The following is a 16,476-nucleotide window of genomic DNA, read 5'->3' as shown; positions in this document are numbered from 1 at the left end:
TGTGGGTTGAATTTATAAAGTCCCGGCAAGGATTGGCATACTTTGCCGGGGACATCGTAAGGATGGATGAAGAAACGGCAAAAAAGCTGATTGATGAAGGGTTTGTCAAACAGTCGGAACAGCCTGACAGTAGTGATCTGCCCGCTGATCTTCCGGGTCGCGCGGCTCTTATCAAAGAAGGGTTGTTGACTAAGGAACAGGTTCTTGCTTCTAAAGAGGTGTTGACTGATATCAAGGGGATTGGTGAAAAAACGTCTGTGGAAATTATCGAAATATTGAGTAAGTAATGATAGGTGATTTAAACAATAGTCCGGTGTCTTTGCAGGAGCTGAAAGAGCATTTGCGCATTTATCATGATTTGTTAGATAATAATTTGACAATTATGTTATTGGCCGCGGTAGGAGATGTTGAAAAATTTGCTGGGATCGATTTTACAGTGGATTTTAAGGAAGGAGTGCCTTATCAAATAAAAGCCGCTATTCTTTTGACTGCCGGAAGATTGTTTGAAAACCCTACAGATGGTGTTGATGGCCTGCCTACAATGGCTAAAAATTTAATTAAAGACTTTAGAAAATGGGACAAGATAACAAAGTGAATTTGGGAAAGATGGTAAATAAGATGCAATTATTTAAGCCTGAATGTGTAAAAAGTAGGACGGGTGAATCAATTGTAAAATATGTACCTTCTCATGTGTTCCTTTCTGAAATAATTGAATTGAAAAACAACAGCGATCGTATAGATGATGTTCTGTCTGGGAAATATTATTTAAAATTCAATGCCAATTTATTTGATATCACAACTGATTGGCGTGTAGAACATAACGGACTACAGTACGATATTGACAAAATTACTATCCTTAATCGTGGATTGTATGCAGTATATGAATGTTCTAAAAGTAATTTAGAATGAAAAAAATAGATGAATTTATTGCAGGAAAGCTTATAGAAGCTTGTGGTAAACAGGTAAATGTATCTCCTGTCATTGCAAAAGAAAATGTAAAGCTACCACTTATTATTTATGCCTGTGAATCTTTTGAGGCTGTTCATACAAAGACAAAGTTAGAAGGTTATTGGTCGAATTATACTATCGACATATATACAGAGACGCATGAGGAGGGAAGCGCTTTATCCGATAAGGTTATAGATGCCCTTGATGGGGTACAAAGCGAAATTGTAGAGCAATGTACCATTGAGTCAGGTTCGGTTGATTATACGACATGCTATATACACACCTTAAAATTTAGGTTAGCTCATGAATAGTGGATTTGAATGTGATTTTAAGGATTTTGAAAAGCTTGTAGTTCGTTTGACTGGTAAGGAAATGAAGCTGGCGAGAAAGAAGGCTTTACGGAAAGGAAGTTCAATTCTTGTGCGGGGGACTCGGAAAGAATTACGTTCTGCAGGTTTTAAGTTTCGGCGTTGGATGGATAAGGCTGTAAAGTATAAAGTACATAGGAGTGCTAATAGTTCTACTGTGCATCTTTTCGGTGATATCCGCGAAACGGGAAAAGATAGAGGGATAGTTCGTTATCTGGAAGTTGGTACAGATGAGCGATATAGGTCTATCAAATATATGTATCGCGGAAAACGAAGAATTAAACGGGTTATTATTGGTAGAAAGAAAGGATATTCTGGAAGAATAAAGGGATATGATTTTTTTGCAAATGCTCGGGATAATTCAGCCATTCAAGTACAAAATGTAATGAATACAACACTTGATTTTGAAATAAGGAAAATTAGTTTTTTAAAATAATAAGCTTATGGTAACAAAGGGAAAAGACCTTATGATCTTTCAAAAGGTAGCAGAAGTATATAAGGCTTTGGCTTCTGCAACAAATCATACACTCAGTATATCTGCTGCTGTAATGGAGGCTTCCAGTAAAGATAGCGGAAAATGGGGTGATAATGAGGCCGGTCGTATGGAGTGGGAAATGGGTACAGAAAATCTGTTTGTACAATTAGATTTTGATACCTTGTTCAAAGCTATGGTTGCAGGAGAAAAACTTATTGTTGCTTTTGAAATTGCATCAAATGCAAATAATGATGAAGGAAAGCCTGCCGATGGCTGGGCGATTGGCGATGGTGGATATGAAGGTGAAGTTCTGATAACTTCACTGAATGCAAATGCACCTAACGGGGAGAATGCTACTTATTCAGCAACTTTCAAAGGTTGTGGGCCTTTGATGCCGCGTACGAAAGCATAATTTTAGTAAACGGGAGGGGTATTTTCCTCCCGTAGTGCAAATTCAATAAAGATAGGTAATATGATAAAGATTGGAGATAATGAATATATCCTTAAATACACAGTTCGAGCCTTGTTTATTTATGAACGTATTACAGGATTATCTTTTTCACCTGATAAACTGATAAATGAGTATACGCTTATGTATGCCATTCTTATTGCAAACAATAATAACTTTAATTTAATGTTTGAAGACTTTATCAGCTTATGTGATGAGAATCCAGGTATATTCCTTGAATTTAGACGATGGTTGTTAGATACCTTGAAACGACTGTCTTTGTTTCAGACAGAGAATCAAGATCAAGATCCAGATGATAAAAAAAAAGGCTAACAATTTGTGAAGTCTATGTCATGATGGTAATAGAGGTTAAGCTTGATCCTGGATATGTATTAGATAGAATGGAGTTTTACGAGATAGAGGCCATACTGGAGAAGTTGCATTGTGTGAATAGAGATAGTTGGGAACAGGCGCGCTTAATATCTTATGTCATGGCTCAGTCGAATAGTACAAAACAGCTTAAACCTACCGACTTGATAAAATTCCCCTGGGATGACAAAAATGATAATACGGGGAATACATCAGTAAATACGGAGGATATGGAGCGTTTGAGAAAGAAAGCAGAAGAATATATAAAATCAAAATAACATGCCAACAGATTTAGTAACAAGGTTATTTCTGAAAAATCAGGATTTTGATAAAAATCTGAAAGGGAGTGGAAAGCAATTACAAGCCTTTGAAAAAAAAGTAGATGCTATGGCTGTGTCTGTCCGTAGTTTTGTAGGAGGTTTTGCAGGAATGGCTGGGGTGTCTTTTGCTTTTATGGATATTGCACAGAAAAGTATGCAATTTGAAAAATCTTTATCTTCTCTTCGCTCACTCACAGGAGTTTCAGCTAAGGAATTGGAGTATTTCAAGAACGAAGCTATAAAAATGGGAGCAACATCTACTCAGACAGCAAGTCAGGTTGTAGAAGCCTTTCAGTTGATAGGCTCTCAGAAACCGGAGCTTTTAAAAAATAAAGCAGCATTAGCGGAAGTTACTAACCAGGCTATTATTTTAGCGGAAGCGGCAGGAATGGAGGTTCCCGAAGCTGCTAAAGCTCTTACAGGCTCCCTTAATCAGATGGGAGAATCTGCCAATAAAGCTGGTGAGTACATTAATATTTTGGCTGCTGCTTCTCAAGCGGGTAGTGCAGATATACCATATTTAACGAAAGCAATAGAGAAGTCAGGAGGCGCAGCCAGTTCGGTAGGGATAAAATACAATGAATTGGTAGCTGCGATTGAGGCTATTGCCCCCAAAGTCTCTGAAGCAAGCGAGGCGGGCACGAATCTAAGAAATATATTTTTAATACTTGAGTCCAGTGCAGATAAGAATTTGAAGCCTTCTGTTGTTGGATTAAGCACAGCTTTAGAAAATTTAGCTGCTAAAAATTATGATGCTACGCAAATGACTAAATTGTTCGGTCGTGAGAGCGTGACGGCGGCTCTTGCTATTGTAAATGCGAAAGATGATTATAAAAATTATCTGGAGGCTATTACAGGAACCAATACGGCTTTAGAACAGCAGAAGATCAATAATGATAATTTGGCTGGGTCGATCAATGCTGTTTCGTCGGCATGGGAAGGCTTTGTTCTTACAATAAATAATAGTAACGGAGTGCTAAAAGATACGGTTGATTTGCTCGCAAATTTATTAGGCCGAATGACGGAGTATTTTAAGTCGGATCAGCAAAAACAGAACGCAATCATTCAGGAGGGGGTAAAAGAAAGAAAAAAGACATTAGAAAAAGAAATTGAAGGTTGGATGGTTTTAGGTGATCGGAAAAAAGCCATAACGGAAACGATGCGTCAATTTTCCTTGCGAAACCCAGGAGGCGAAGACACTATTTTGAGTGACATGAAAAATGAGGTTGTTAAATTAGAGAATTTGCAAAGTGCCTTAAAAAAATACCAACCACAAACGGGATTTGATAAGGCTCTGCATGCAACTGTTCCGTATTCCTTTCTATCACCTGCTGGTGTAGCTGAAAAAAATAAATTGGAGGATCAGATAGGAATACAACGGAAACTGATTTCTGATTTAGAGATTAAAAGAGACATATATAAGCAGTCTGTCCAATTCTTAAACGATGAACTGAAAGCTACTGAAAAAATAGAAAATGCAAACAATACGACATCTGGTGCCAAAACGGTGACGGATGAGATGCGTAAAAAATGGAAAAATGAAGCCATTATTCAAAAGATTGAGTTCGATATTGATTCCGACTTAAAAGATAAAATTCGGGATATTCCTAATATGGAAAGGGTCAAGATCCCAGCAACATTAGATATTTATGATCCAGAAGGTTCTCGCTTTGAAGAAGAGGTTCCTGATATGACGGGTAGTATCGAAGCCTATCAGAAGCGCTTACAAGCTGTGACTGTCTCTTATAACGAAGCTACTACAGATGAACTCCGAGCGATATATTCAAAACAACGCGCAGATTTGGAAAAGCATTTAGAGGAAATGACCGATATGAATCAGGGTATGATTGATATCAGTCAAGAACTTGAAAATTTAGTTCAATCGGGGCTTGTTTCAGGCTTTGAATCGCTTGGTGAGGTTTTGGCTTCGGAAGATGCGGGGGAAGCTATGAGGAATATGCTGATTGGATTAATGGATATGCTTAAACAGTTCGGTGCAGCTTTGGTTGCTGCAGGTATGGCTAAAATCGCGTTTGATAAATTATTAATAAATCCATTTGCAGCTATCGCGGCCGGTGGGGCATTGATCGTTGCAACATCTGCGGCTAAGGCGGCGTTGAATAAATCAGTTTCAACGGGCAACTATACAGAAGGTGGAGTTGCTCCATATTATACTGTCGGAGATAGATTGACTGCTCAAATAAATGGGGGAGAAATGATTTTGAATACAGATCAGCAGGCCAAGCTATTTGAGATGTTGAATGTGGGTAGGACCTTTGTAGATAATTCAGAGCGTGAGTTAACTGGCAGACTTGTTGGAGAAGGATCTCAATTAGTAGCATTGATCGAGTATACGAATAAAAAAAGGAGCAGAGGAAAATGAATTTACGATACTATAATATATTTAAAGGATTAGATGATGCGTCTAATCGGATAGAGATATTGACTAATTATAACGTTCAAGTGCGTGAAGTGAAAACAACTGTGCCTGCGTTTACTCTCGCTTATCAGCGGTGCGAAAAATTAACGCCAGTTAGGGGGGCGCAAGCCACAATTAAATTGATTAGTGAAACAAATTTTCAATTTACAGATCTGCATACAGATGATATGCAAGGTTACATGGTTAAGTTTTTTCGCGAAGATAAACCTCATTGGATAGGTTGGCTGGATAGTGAATATTATGAAGAAAAGCTTTCGGATTATCCTCCCTATCCAGTAGAATTTTCTGCTTCGGATTTTAACATATGGGAGAGATTGAAATATCGGGATGTTTCGGATAAGATGTATGTTGATATTGTTCCGTTTGTCATTCATTTGAAACGCTGTTTTGACAAATTAAATCTGCCTTTTCATAAGCTTTATATTGGTAGTACAACTGTCCCGAATGATGTCCCTATGTCAGCAACAGAGACTCCTTTGCATGTTCTTTACATGATGTCTCAAAATTTCTATGACGAAGACAAGGAACCTATGACTTGTAGGGAGGTAGTAGAGGCAATTCTACAACCATTCGGCCTTATGATGGTACAGAAAGATGCGAATGTCTATATCTACGATTATAATACATTAAAGCAAGGACTACCGATGAAGCGGTACGACTTTGACACCTTTTCTTATGAGGCAGATGAGGTTGTGAATTTTGATTTTGGAAATTTGGTAGAGATCGGTTTTGCTTCAACAGATGGAGAGTACGGTTTTGAGGAAATGGTGAATAATGTAACAATAACAAGCTCCTTATATGCAAACGCGTTACAATTGGACGCAAAAGTTGATGAAGAATCAGTAACAGACTCGTTTAAGCCGAACGTTGCACAATTAAGTGCTGGATATTATAAATCATCTGATCAAATAGAAAATCTGCAGTCTGATGGTGAGGGCTTTTTTGTTATTTTTTATGACCGAAATCTTTCGAGTTATATAGGCGATACCGATTCAATAGCCGGCTGTTTTGTAGATTACACTCCGGACGCCTCGATAATAACTCCGCAATTTCGCGTCCGGTACCCTAATTATGTGACAAAGGTTGAGCAACCGGAAGGTAGGCGGAAATCTCCATTTTATGTCAACTTGAAAATAGATGCTTATCCAAGCACAGCGGATCATCCGATATTGCAAGAGAAAAAAGATGGTGTCAATAATAGCGGAGTTCTTAAAGCTTTTTGTAATTTGTATTTTGTAGATGAGACTGGCAAAGCGATTGCCTATTATAATAACACGAACGAAGGTGAACATATCTGGGAAGCCGCATCTAATGGAACGATCCAACAAGGAAAATGCGTGTTGTGGTTTAGTACAGATGATACGGATAATTCAATTCTCGATACGTGGACAACAAACGCAAATAAAGTCCGGCCAATGGATAAACCAACTACAAATAAGACTGGGCTTGATTCGTCATTGGTAGGGCGGGGCATTTTTATCAGGCCTAATTTGAGTGGTTATTTAGTGTTTGAGATAACCAATAAAAATTTAATTCTAAATCCAGTGTCGGAGAAACTCGTGGATGTAAGTAAGGTTAAAATGATTTTATACAATAACATTAATATCGTTATTGTAGATTCAGAAGGACATGAGCCGTCTACTGATGATTATGAATTTAAGAGTTATGTCAACAAAAGAGTTGCCAGTGATTTTGACGATGTTACATTGAAATGTATCTCTGCAAATGAAGAAAAGGCCCCGATAGGAAAAGCTAACATTCTAAGGAAAGTTGAAGGCGGATTTGATTTCCAAACGGCTTTTACTCGTGCTGGGCAAACTGACATATTGGAAAGATTATTGATGTGTACAATTCATTCAAATTTTGCAACTAAAAATGAAAAACTTACAGTCGATGTAAAGATGACCAATAATCCGGCTTTGTCATATGTATCATGTAATCCAATTTTGTCTAATAAATACTTGGTTATCGGATGCACATTGGACTATAATAATGCAAAGACGACGATATCAGCAGTCGATTATTCTGATGATGTGGCAAAATTAAGCAACATTCCATATGACGATTAATATACGAAATAAGAACATTCGCAAAAATGCTTTACCACGTACGGGGAAAGTGTTGGACGCTGTCGGCGGGGGAGGATATCCTTCGGCTGGTAGTGTCCCGTCCACCGGCGGATCATCTGTTGTTGAGGGCAACTTTGAAATTATAGAAGGGGAGGGCATATTAGTTGATAAGCAGTCTGCTGGTAGTTTGATATATAAAATATCTCATGGTAATACATCAGAAGGAGAAAGCACAGCTAATGAAGGCACGTTTGTTGTAAAGAACGTGCTTGTTGACACTTTCGGCCATGTTACAGGCGTGGAAAGCGATGATATGGGGATTATCTTCGACGGTAAATATCTTCGCAAGGATAAGCCGGACCAGACGGACTACTTGTTGGGGCTTAACGGTGGTGCTACGTTCGGCAATTATGTCGGAGGCTTTTTAGGTTCAGGCGGAATAATCAATGAAAAAGGTTATGCTGAACTTATGGGGCTAACTCTCCGAGAATTTCTTGAAGTGCCGGAGCTGCGATTCAACCGAATCGATGTAATATCGGGTGAGACATGGAACGCTATCGCGTTTGGCCTTATCGAGTCTGTGGATGAAGTTAACCGGATCGTAACGTTGAAACTGGAAGAGGGTGAGTTGTCCGGGATGCATCTTAGCGATTTCTGCCGTGGTATCTTCCATAACCTTACCGACAATGCAACACAGCCGGGAAAGGATAGTGCAGGTTTTGAGGTGATGGTCGGTTTTTCCACATCCTATTTTACACCAGTTGAAATCATAGATAACGCGCATTTTAAATATGAACTAAAACCTGGTACAACAGTTCACCCATGCACCTTCATGAAGTTTGCCGTTTACGGTAATCCGACCGACAAGAACCGGCAGGCGTCGGCCTACTCGACGCGTACATATCAGCGGTACTTGGTTGGTGTTGACACTTGGGAAATCACGCCTAAGCATGTTTCAATGCAGTTTGGTGACCTGTCCAACCTTGTTATCAATGGCGAAAGCTTGGCGGGAGGTTCTGTTTATCTGAATAACGTCTATTTTGGCGGCAACATCCTGACCGTTGGTGGACTGGATAACGGTTTGAAAGGGAAGGATGCTTATTCCGTTACTCTCTCGACTTATAGTGCAGTGTTCAATACCAGGGAAGATTTGACAGAACAGTCGGATGTTGTAACCGGCGACAAAACCGTTATGACCGGTTCCGATATCGTCGTTGCGTCTGCCTTCCGTATTACCACGCGCATACAGGCAACAAAGGGAGAAAAGCCGCTCCGTTATAGTACTGTTGTCGGTGAAGGTAAATACCTTGTGTCTGCGACCGGTGACGGCTGCACATTCACAGTGACAGACGGTATGATTGTCGTGCATAGTGTCACCGCAGAAAAGGCAGTAATAAAGATCGATGTCAACTGCGAGGGCATTGCTGTGTATGAGCAGGAATTTACGATCGTGAGCGTAACGGACGGTATTGATGGAACGGATATTGAATGGATATATCAGCGTACAGCGACCGAGGCCGGCAAACCATCTAAGCCTGTATCCGAAAATATAGATGATTTTGTTCCGGAAGGCTGGACGGACGATCCTGTAGGAACGACGATTGATATGCCTTATGAGTGGTCCTGTAAGCGTGAAAAGAACAATGGCGTCTGGGGTGAGTTTTCCGATGTGTTCCTGTGGTTGAAATTTGGAAAAGACGGAAAGGAAATAGAGTACATCTACCGGCGTACATCAAGCGCATCGCGGCCGTCAACTCCCGGCACGTCGCAGACGGATGATTTTGTTCCGGAAGGCTGGACGGATGATCCGGTTGGCCCGAATGCTTCTTATCCTTACGAATGGGTCAGTGTCCGCAAAAAAGTAAATGGCGTTTGGGGATCATTCTCTTTGCCTGCTTTGTCGGCAAAATATAGTTTCGATGGTCAAGATGGAAGGCCAGGAACCGATGGACGCCCCGGTATTGATGGTACTGACGGCATACAGGGGCCGGCATTAAATTATTGCGGTGATTGGTCGTCCACTACGACGTATTACAAGAATGATCATCTGGTAGATGTGGTGAGCGTTAGGGACAGTAGTGATAATCCTACTTTCTATCTATTGCTTAATTCAAGTAGCAGAAATCAATATCCAGGCTCTTATCCGAGTGTCTGGCAGGTACAAAACAGTTTTAAAAATGTTGCTACTGACTTGCTGTTTGCAAAGAAAGCCACTATATCGAGATGGTCATTCAGCAACTATTATATATACTCAAACAACTTGTCTGCCTGTTTTAATGGATCGGAAAATGCGGATGTGCCTTTGTTAGCTGTAGGTGTAAATGGACAAACATTGGATTCAAGGGGACTTATCCCAGATTCGGCTTCCCCTGGTGGGTATAAGGTTAATCCGAAAGCAGCTTTGAAAATATACAAAAGAGGTATTCTCACTGTTGGTGAAGGTATAGAAGATTCTAATGCAGGTATAAGCGGTGTCGGTTCTGCTGCATCAAATCCAGCGCCGATCCGATTTTGGGCGGGGAGCACTTACGATAATCGTTATAGCGCTCCCTATCGTGTAGACCATTTCGGGAATTTAGTGGCAAACAATTGTGATCTAACGGGTTCGTTTAAAACGTCTGCGGCTGGTAAAAGACTGTCTATATCGATAAATTCTACTTATGGCGCATTGCTTAGCATGACAGATGCAAATTCAAATTCAGTATTAAAACTATTCGGCCCGGGGACATCTACCCCCGCCGGTATAAATGTAGTGAATGGCTCTTTTACATCGATAATGGAGGGACATCAGTTTGCTCTTATTAGCTCAATCGGGAGTATGTCTACGAAAATAGATTCGGACGGAAGCACAATGATTAAAGCGTCAAAATGGCCAACTGCAGCAAAAGCGGGAATAGGTGAAATGTATGTAGAAAACGGATATGTAAAAGTAAAAACATCATAATAGTCAAGAGTATGAAATTATCAATAGTCGACAGAATAATCATTGATCAATCTATTTTACCGGAAGCCGGAACGATAGAAGCTATTAAAACGATCATATCTATCCGCAAAAAACTGGCATTTAGCCAAGCGGAGATGATGGGCCTTAGTATATCTAAACCTTACGGTAACATAGTGCAGATAGATAAAGTAACTCCTGAAATGGTAGTGAGGGAAACAGACTATCCTTTGGCTGAAAATGAGATCATCTTTTTAAAGAATATGTCTAAAAACTGCAATGAAAACGGGTGGGTTACGATGGATAGCCTGGACACGATCGAAATGATTTTAAACTATAATGAACAGTGATATGGAAGGAACGAAAGACATAAAGAACTTTACCAAGTTCCCGTCCTTGTCGGATGATGACTTGTTACTTGGATCGAAAACATCCCTTGGTGGAACAGATGCGTCTATTACCGTTGCTAATTTCAAAAAGCAGGTGGTTCAGGACGTGAAACCGTCAATTGTTAATGGCTATTGGTGGGTAGACAATATCAACACGGGTGTCCTGGCAACCGGGCGTACGCCTAAATTCCGCAAAACATCCGCCGGTCTGGAAATGAAATACGAGGACCAGGATGATACCGCCTACATCCTTCTTATCCCTATGTCGGATTTGGCCTTTACTTTCGACGATCTTTCTCCGGAGCAGGTGGAAGAGTTGAAACTAAAGTTCAGCGATCTGACGGACGCGGATAAAGAAGCTTTGCGCGGTAAGGCCTTTACATATGATATGTTCACTCCGGAGCAACTTGCCGATCTGCGGCTGACATGGGATAAGCTGACGCCGGAGCAGAAAAATAGTCTGAAAGGCGATCGGGGGTATAGCGCATTCGAGGTGTGGACACAGCAGGAAGGAAACGCCGGTAAGATTGTTGATGATTATCTGGCTTGGTTACGACAGCCAGCGACAGATGCGGCTAAGCGTGCTGATGAAAAGATGGTTCAAATCTCCGAAGAAGTGAGTCAACTTAAAACTGATTTTGTCACGGACGCTAATCAGCTCAAAGAAGATTTCACCTCTTCGGGGGAGTTGCTCAGACAGCAACTCGCTGAAGCAGCCGAACAGGTCAACACGAATTTAACAAGTGAAGTAAATGCTCTGAAAGGGCAGGCCGAAGCTGTGATATCTGAAACGAATATAGCTAAACAGGGGGCTATAGAAGCTGCCACTAACGCAAAATCTGTTTCTGATCATCCAGGGTATATAGGACCAGATTATCATGTGTACACTTGGGACTATGTGACAGGGGCATATAAAAAGACAGATACAATACTCCGGCCGGAAGGATTCAGTATATATCGTACCTATAACTCTATCGATGCAATGAATGCCGACCTCGCCAACGTTCCGGAAGGCAAGTTTGTCCTAATCAACACTAATGATGTTGAGAATCCCGACGATGCAAAACTATATGTCCGTGGCGCGACTTCGTTTGAGTATCTGGTCGATATGTCCGGTGCGATTGGGTTCACCGGGAAAACGCCTGGCTTCACGATTGGAACCGTCACGGAAGGCGCTGTAACGGATGTTACGATCTCGGAGAACGGGACAGATCCAGACGGCAACCCTCTGTATAAATTGAACTTTGTTCTTCGTCGTGGTCCGCAAGGCTTTACGCCTGTCGTTGAGATTGGCACAGTGACAACGGGACTTCCTGGTACACCTGCATCCGTCGAGTTTATTCAGAACGGGCAGACAGAAGAAGGTCGAGAGAAGTATCTGCTGAATCTGACTATTCCGAGAGGTAACCCGGGAACAGGCAACGTTTCCGCATTGGGCACAGGATTGGTTGCTGGAAAGATGTATCTGTTTGTACCTGGAATTGATAATAGTACAGATGGCGCATTTGTCGAATATGTCGTACCGGATAATTTTCCCGAAGCCCCGCAGGATGGCAAGACATACGGGCGGAAAGACGGTGAATGGTCAGAGGTCAATTCTGCCGGTAACATGGACGGCGGTACTGCTTTTTCTGTCTACGGTGGTGCTCTGGTAATGGACGGTGGTAATGCAAACGATTAAAACTTAATATTATGGCAGTAAAAATACAACTACGAGGTGATACAAAAGCAAGCTGGTTGCTGGCTAATCCGGTTATCTGCGAGCGTGAAATGGTGTTGGAAACCGATACTGGAAGGTATAAGATCGGTGACGGCGTAAAGAATTATGCAGATTTGGCCTATCATGGAATAGACGGCAAACCCTCACAGATCACGGAGGACGGATTCTGGGAAATCTATGATCCGGCAACGGATGTGTATGTAAAGACATCCCATAAAGCTGTTCCGGAGGATGTGCAGGTGTCGGTTAAAACGAATAATGCAACAACTTATATCCTGACATTCGTGTATGCCGCTGGGACGTTCGATACGCCTAACTTGAAAGGGCAAGACGGTGCGACTTACGATGATACGGCTGTTCGTAACGCACTGACCACTTTGCAGAATCAAATTAACGGCCTTGTCTCCGGCAATGCTTCTGTTGCGATCGAGTCGTTTAACGAGATCATCGCATTCTTGGCCAACGTGGAAGATACTGAGACACTGTCCGGAATCATTGCTGGGCTGAACCAGAGCATTGCGAACGTGCAGGCAGCTATTCCGACAAAGACATCGGAACTACAGAACGACGATCACACGGTCAAAGACGCTGATTATGTCCATACAGATAACAACTATAGCAATGAGGAAAAGGCGAAGGCCACAGAATCGTTAAGATTTAAGGATATTACTGTTGCGACAACGCTTACCGGCCTCTCGATTGCAAACTATTCGATCAAAGTAACGTTGTCGGCCGCGAGTGCCTTGTCGTTTGCGTCTACTCCGGCAGAGGGCTGGGAGTGTATGATCAATATTTATAATAGTTCCGGATTGGACCTAAATCAGCCTTTACCGAACGCATCGGACTGGTTGTGTGAGGATACAAGTATGACCATACCCTTAAATGGCTACGGTGAAATATCGGTGCGATATTCGTTCGGCCATTACTGGGTAATCACTAAGGTTTATGAGCCAAGTGGTCAGCATTCTGGTTAATCAAGAAAGCAAGTAAGAAAAAATTCAAAACGGGAAATAAGTGAGCTATGAAGAGAAGACTGATTTTAAAAGAGACGATAGAAATACCTTACGTACAAGAAGGGCTTGTGCTGTATCTTGATGGAAGGGACAATCTAAAAGGTGGGACGTGGAATGATAGAGTTAACAGCTTGCCTGTTACGTTATATGGCATTGTTAGTCATTCTGCAAAAGGATATGTATTCAATGGTGGATACGGAATACTTGATAACAGGATAGCATCTCTTATCTCTAATTACTCAACGCTTGAAGTTCTTGTTACCCGTACAAGCCAAACATATTATTCTGATCCTATAGTTGCAGATGGGTTAACGTCTCTACGAATGGGTATCGGCCCTCACTATGGAGACGGTACAATTAATACGACCTGTATTCAGCAATATATGACTCAATATAGAGGGACAATACCAACAAACTCATTAACGAATATTTCAGTTCAATATCCAGAAAGAAAGTTATATGTAAACAACGTATTACACAATACTGAAGGAACAGACAATTATCTTACGCTGTCAGATAATAAATTCTATTTAGCTGGACGTAATTTATCAGGCACAACTGAAGGCTATTTTATTGGCACTATACACAGCATAAGACTTTATAACCGAAAGCTGTCAGTAAGTGAGATTCAACAAAATTATAATGTAGACAAACAGTTATTCTCATGATATACATTCAAAAAACAATCGGCTTCTGGGATATAGATTCCCTGCCGGAATCCTACAAGGTAGGAACGAATATAGAGCAATACGAAGAAGGGGCGTATCTGGCTCTTAGTAATGAACAAGCTGCATTTCATGAAGCACATCCAGATGCGTCCCAGCTGGAAGTGTGGAATATAGAGCTAACGCCGGAACCGGAACAACCGGTTGTGCCTGATCCGGAACCCGATGAACTGGCGATTGCCCGGCAAGCTAAGCTACAGGAGATCGCCGAGCAGGATGAGTTTAGTAACAAGTTCTTCGTATCTGTCAAGAGGGGTGGAGCGGAAATTGCCAATCAAGAGTTGTGGATTGATAAGGATTTGCGTAACTCTTTATATAGTATCACGCTTCCAGCTTTGCAGAGTGACGGCGAAACAACTACTAAGTTGTGGACCACCGGCACACCTCCGCAGTCAATAGATGTCCCAATTGTATGGGCGATGGAAAAACTTCCCTTATTGGAAATCTATGCAAAACGCACCTATGACCTCCGCGCAAGCAACGAGGCCGCTACTTATGCCGCTACAACCGTCGACGAGATAGCTCAAATCGACGTAAAGTTGAACTATCCGCATTTTCTTACGTTTGAACTCAATCTGGATCTGGGTGTATGAAAAGGAGTTTGATGGATAAAGATAGACCTTTAATTGAGATAATTGAAGAACTGACGGCATCCGGCACATGGTCTGTTCCGGCAGGATGTAAGTCTGTTGAGGTTTTTCTCGTAGGCGGCGGAGCTGGTGGAGCTTATGGAGCAGGTGGAGGGGGATACACTATTACAGAAAAAGTAAAGGTAGATCCAGGAGATAGTATACAATACACAATAGGTGCAGGCGGTAAATATGGTGGAATGAATGGCAAAGCTCAAAACGGTGGAATATCGTCATTTGGCAACATCCAAGTAAGTGGCGGATTCAGTCCACAAGACTCGAGTAGAAGCAATGGTGGAAGTGGTGGAAGTGGTGGTGCAGGTTATACGCACGCTACGGGCGGAAGCGATGGTAATTCTGGAAATGATGGTAATTCTTATCCGGGGGGTGATGGCCAGGGTACATCTACTCGATGCCCATTTAATAATAAATTATATTCTACAGGAGGAAGTACTGGACGTAATATTACGAATCCTACAGGGAATTGGGGTGATAATGAAAATACCAAATATCGACATGGAGCTGATAATACAGGTGAGGGCGGAAGTGGTTCTGGGTGGTATGGCGGAAATGGTGGTTCTGGAATTATTATTTTACGATATAAAAAATATGAATAGAGTATGACAACAACAATCAAATCAAACAAATCCGATCTGCTGACGCTGTTAGCAATCGTATCCTGCGCTCTCATCATGTCAGCGCAATCAATCAGTGTACCTCACTACTTTCCGACTTCTAAGATCGAAGAGGGCGAAGTAGTTGTGCGTAACGATTCAGTGACAACGGTAATCATCCCGGATATAAGGTAGTTCAAAACCCAAAAGAAGTGAGTCATGAAGAGACGGGTATTATTAAACAACGAAAAGCACAGAACAGATGTCCCGTATGTTGAAATAGGTGGCGTGAAGTGGGCTACAACCAGCCTTATCACAGATATACAAACGGGAGATAACTATTTTGCGGATCTTCCTGAAACATTTGGAAGCATGTTTCAATGGGGGCGTCGTTATGGAGCACCTTCTTCTGTAAAAACGTGTCAGACTGGACAGATGACGATAAATCAAGGACAGGATTTAAACAACGCTTCTAAGTTGATAGGAAACAATTGGAGTGCTAATCCAGGTCCATATCAATATGCTTGGTGTTCTGAAACAAATTCTGATAGGTATCCAACTTTATGGACTCCAGATAAGGGTCCGTACGATCCCTGTCCTGACGGATGGAGAGTCCCTACTTTTGAAGAGCTTGGAATACTTTATAATGCAAAATATAAGGTAAGAGAAAATCTAAATGGAGTAGATGGATGGTATATAGGTGATAGCCGAGAAAAGTCTATGTTTATTCCTTATCAGCCAAATATGTCATGGAGCGTACCAAATTTGGATTCTACATTCTTGGCATTGTTACCATGTGTTTTAGATACGGATAGAACTACACTTTATTTCGCAATATTAAAATCAAATGAGTTCCAATATCAAAGAGCATTCATGTCTTCTGGTGGGGTAATTCGAGCCGTAAAGATATAGCTCATATCTGTCCAGAAATGAAATAATGAATTAATTAAAAAAAGGAGATAAAACAATGGGAATAACAATGTTAACAAGTATTAACGGGGGGGGGGG

The 16,476-nt window shown here is 41.4% G+C and carries 18 protein-coding genes; all 18 read left to right on the top strand.

Features of this window, described 5'->3' with window-relative positions:
- Nucleotides 1-62: 62 nt before the first annotated feature.
- The 18 genes from DWU89_RS16125 (at nucleotide 63) to DWU89_RS16035 (ending at nucleotide 16,380) form a co-directional block, all read left to right on the top strand.
- Nucleotides 63-287, top strand: coding sequence for a hypothetical protein (locus DWU89_RS16125; RefSeq protein WP_147292131.1), 225 nt, complete (start codon nucleotides 63-65; stop codon nucleotides 285-287).
- Entirely contained in the window at nucleotides 287-595 is a 309-nt protein-coding gene (locus tag DWU89_RS16120; protein WP_115500658.1) for a head-tail connector protein, read from the top strand. The genes DWU89_RS16125 and DWU89_RS16120 overlap by 1 nt, the downstream gene beginning before the upstream one ends.
- Nucleotides 574-909: a hypothetical protein gene (locus tag DWU89_RS16115; protein ID WP_115500657.1), complete on the top strand. Its 336-nt coding sequence runs from the start codon at nucleotides 574-576 to the stop codon at nucleotides 907-909. Before DWU89_RS16120 ends, DWU89_RS16115 begins: the two co-directional genes overlap by 22 nt.
- Nucleotides 906-1,259: a hypothetical protein gene (locus tag DWU89_RS16110; RefSeq protein ID WP_115500656.1), complete on the top strand. Its 354-nt coding sequence runs from the start codon at nucleotides 906-908 to the stop codon at nucleotides 1,257-1,259. Before DWU89_RS16115 ends, DWU89_RS16110 begins: the two co-directional genes overlap by 4 nt.
- Nucleotides 1,252-1,752 (top strand): hypothetical protein, encoded by a 501-nt coding sequence (locus DWU89_RS16105; protein WP_115500655.1) that lies wholly within the window; start codon nucleotides 1,252-1,254, stop codon nucleotides 1,750-1,752. Before DWU89_RS16110 ends, DWU89_RS16105 begins: the two co-directional genes overlap by 8 nt.
- A 7-nt stretch (nucleotides 1,753-1,759) precedes the next feature.
- Entirely contained in the window at nucleotides 1,760-2,203 is a 444-nt protein-coding gene (locus tag DWU89_RS16100; protein ID WP_115500654.1) for a phage tail tube protein, read from the top strand.
- 60 nt (nucleotides 2,204-2,263) lie between these two features.
- Nucleotides 2,264-2,572, top strand: a complete 309-nt coding sequence (locus DWU89_RS16095; protein WP_115500653.1) for a hypothetical protein — start codon at nucleotides 2,264-2,266, stop codon at nucleotides 2,570-2,572.
- Between the two features lie 20 nt (nucleotides 2,573-2,592).
- Nucleotides 2,593-2,886: a hypothetical protein gene (locus DWU89_RS16090; RefSeq protein WP_244205932.1), complete on the top strand. Its 294-nt coding sequence runs from the start codon at nucleotides 2,593-2,595 to the stop codon at nucleotides 2,884-2,886.
- Between the two features lies 1 nt (nucleotide 2,887).
- Nucleotides 2,888-5,311, top strand: a complete 2,424-nt coding sequence (locus DWU89_RS16085) for a phage tail tape measure protein (RefSeq protein WP_115500652.1) — start codon at nucleotides 2,888-2,890, stop codon at nucleotides 5,309-5,311.
- Entirely contained in the window at nucleotides 5,308-7,437 is a 2,130-nt protein-coding gene (locus tag DWU89_RS16080; protein WP_115500651.1) for a hypothetical protein, read from the top strand. The genes DWU89_RS16085 and DWU89_RS16080 overlap by 4 nt, the downstream gene beginning before the upstream one ends.
- Nucleotides 7,427-10,381: a hypothetical protein gene (locus DWU89_RS16075; RefSeq protein WP_115500650.1), complete on the top strand. Its 2,955-nt coding sequence runs from the start codon at nucleotides 7,427-7,429 to the stop codon at nucleotides 10,379-10,381. Before DWU89_RS16080 ends, DWU89_RS16075 begins: the two co-directional genes overlap by 11 nt.
- 11 nt (nucleotides 10,382-10,392) lie before the next feature.
- Entirely contained in the window at nucleotides 10,393-10,728 is a 336-nt protein-coding gene (locus DWU89_RS16070) for a hypothetical protein (RefSeq protein WP_115500649.1), read from the top strand.
- Between the two features lies 1 nt (nucleotide 10,729).
- Complete coding sequence (locus DWU89_RS16065) at nucleotides 10,730-12,448, top strand: hypothetical protein (RefSeq protein ID WP_115500648.1); 1,719 nt, start codon at nucleotides 10,730-10,732, stop codon at nucleotides 12,446-12,448.
- Nucleotides 12,449-12,459: 11 nt separating this feature from the next.
- Complete coding sequence (locus DWU89_RS16060) at nucleotides 12,460-13,461, top strand: hyaluronate lyase N-terminal domain-containing protein (RefSeq protein ID WP_147292130.1); 1,002 nt, start codon at nucleotides 12,460-12,462, stop codon at nucleotides 13,459-13,461.
- Nucleotides 13,462-13,508: 47 nt separating this feature from the next.
- Complete coding sequence (locus tag DWU89_RS16055; protein ID WP_115500646.1) at nucleotides 13,509-14,168, top strand: LamG-like jellyroll fold domain-containing protein; 660 nt, start codon at nucleotides 13,509-13,511, stop codon at nucleotides 14,166-14,168.
- Entirely contained in the window at nucleotides 14,165-14,818 is a 654-nt protein-coding gene (locus tag DWU89_RS16050; protein ID WP_115500645.1) for a hypothetical protein, read from the top strand. Before DWU89_RS16055 ends, DWU89_RS16050 begins: the two co-directional genes overlap by 4 nt.
- Before the next feature lie 11 nt (nucleotides 14,819-14,829).
- The gene (locus DWU89_RS20540; RefSeq protein WP_147292129.1) at nucleotides 14,830-15,471 is read left to right on the top strand and encodes a glycine-rich domain-containing protein; all 642 of its coding nucleotides are present in this window, start codon (nucleotides 14,830-14,832) and stop codon (nucleotides 15,469-15,471) included.
- A gap of 216 nt (nucleotides 15,472-15,687) precedes the next feature.
- Nucleotides 15,688-16,380 carry a hypothetical protein gene (locus DWU89_RS16035; RefSeq protein ID WP_115500642.1) on the top strand — a complete coding sequence of 231 codons (693 nt, stop codon included), beginning with the start codon at nucleotides 15,688-15,690 and terminating at the stop codon, nucleotides 16,378-16,380.
- Nucleotides 16,381-16,476 lie beyond the last annotated feature (96 nt).

Origin of the sequence: Parabacteroides acidifaciens (assembly GCF_003363715.1) — a bacterium.
GTDB classification, from domain to species: Bacteria; Bacteroidota; Bacteroidia; order Bacteroidales; family Tannerellaceae; genus Parabacteroides; species Parabacteroides acidifaciens.
Note: the sequence above shows the minus strand (reverse complement) of the source record. Positions and strands in the feature narration are given on the sequence as shown.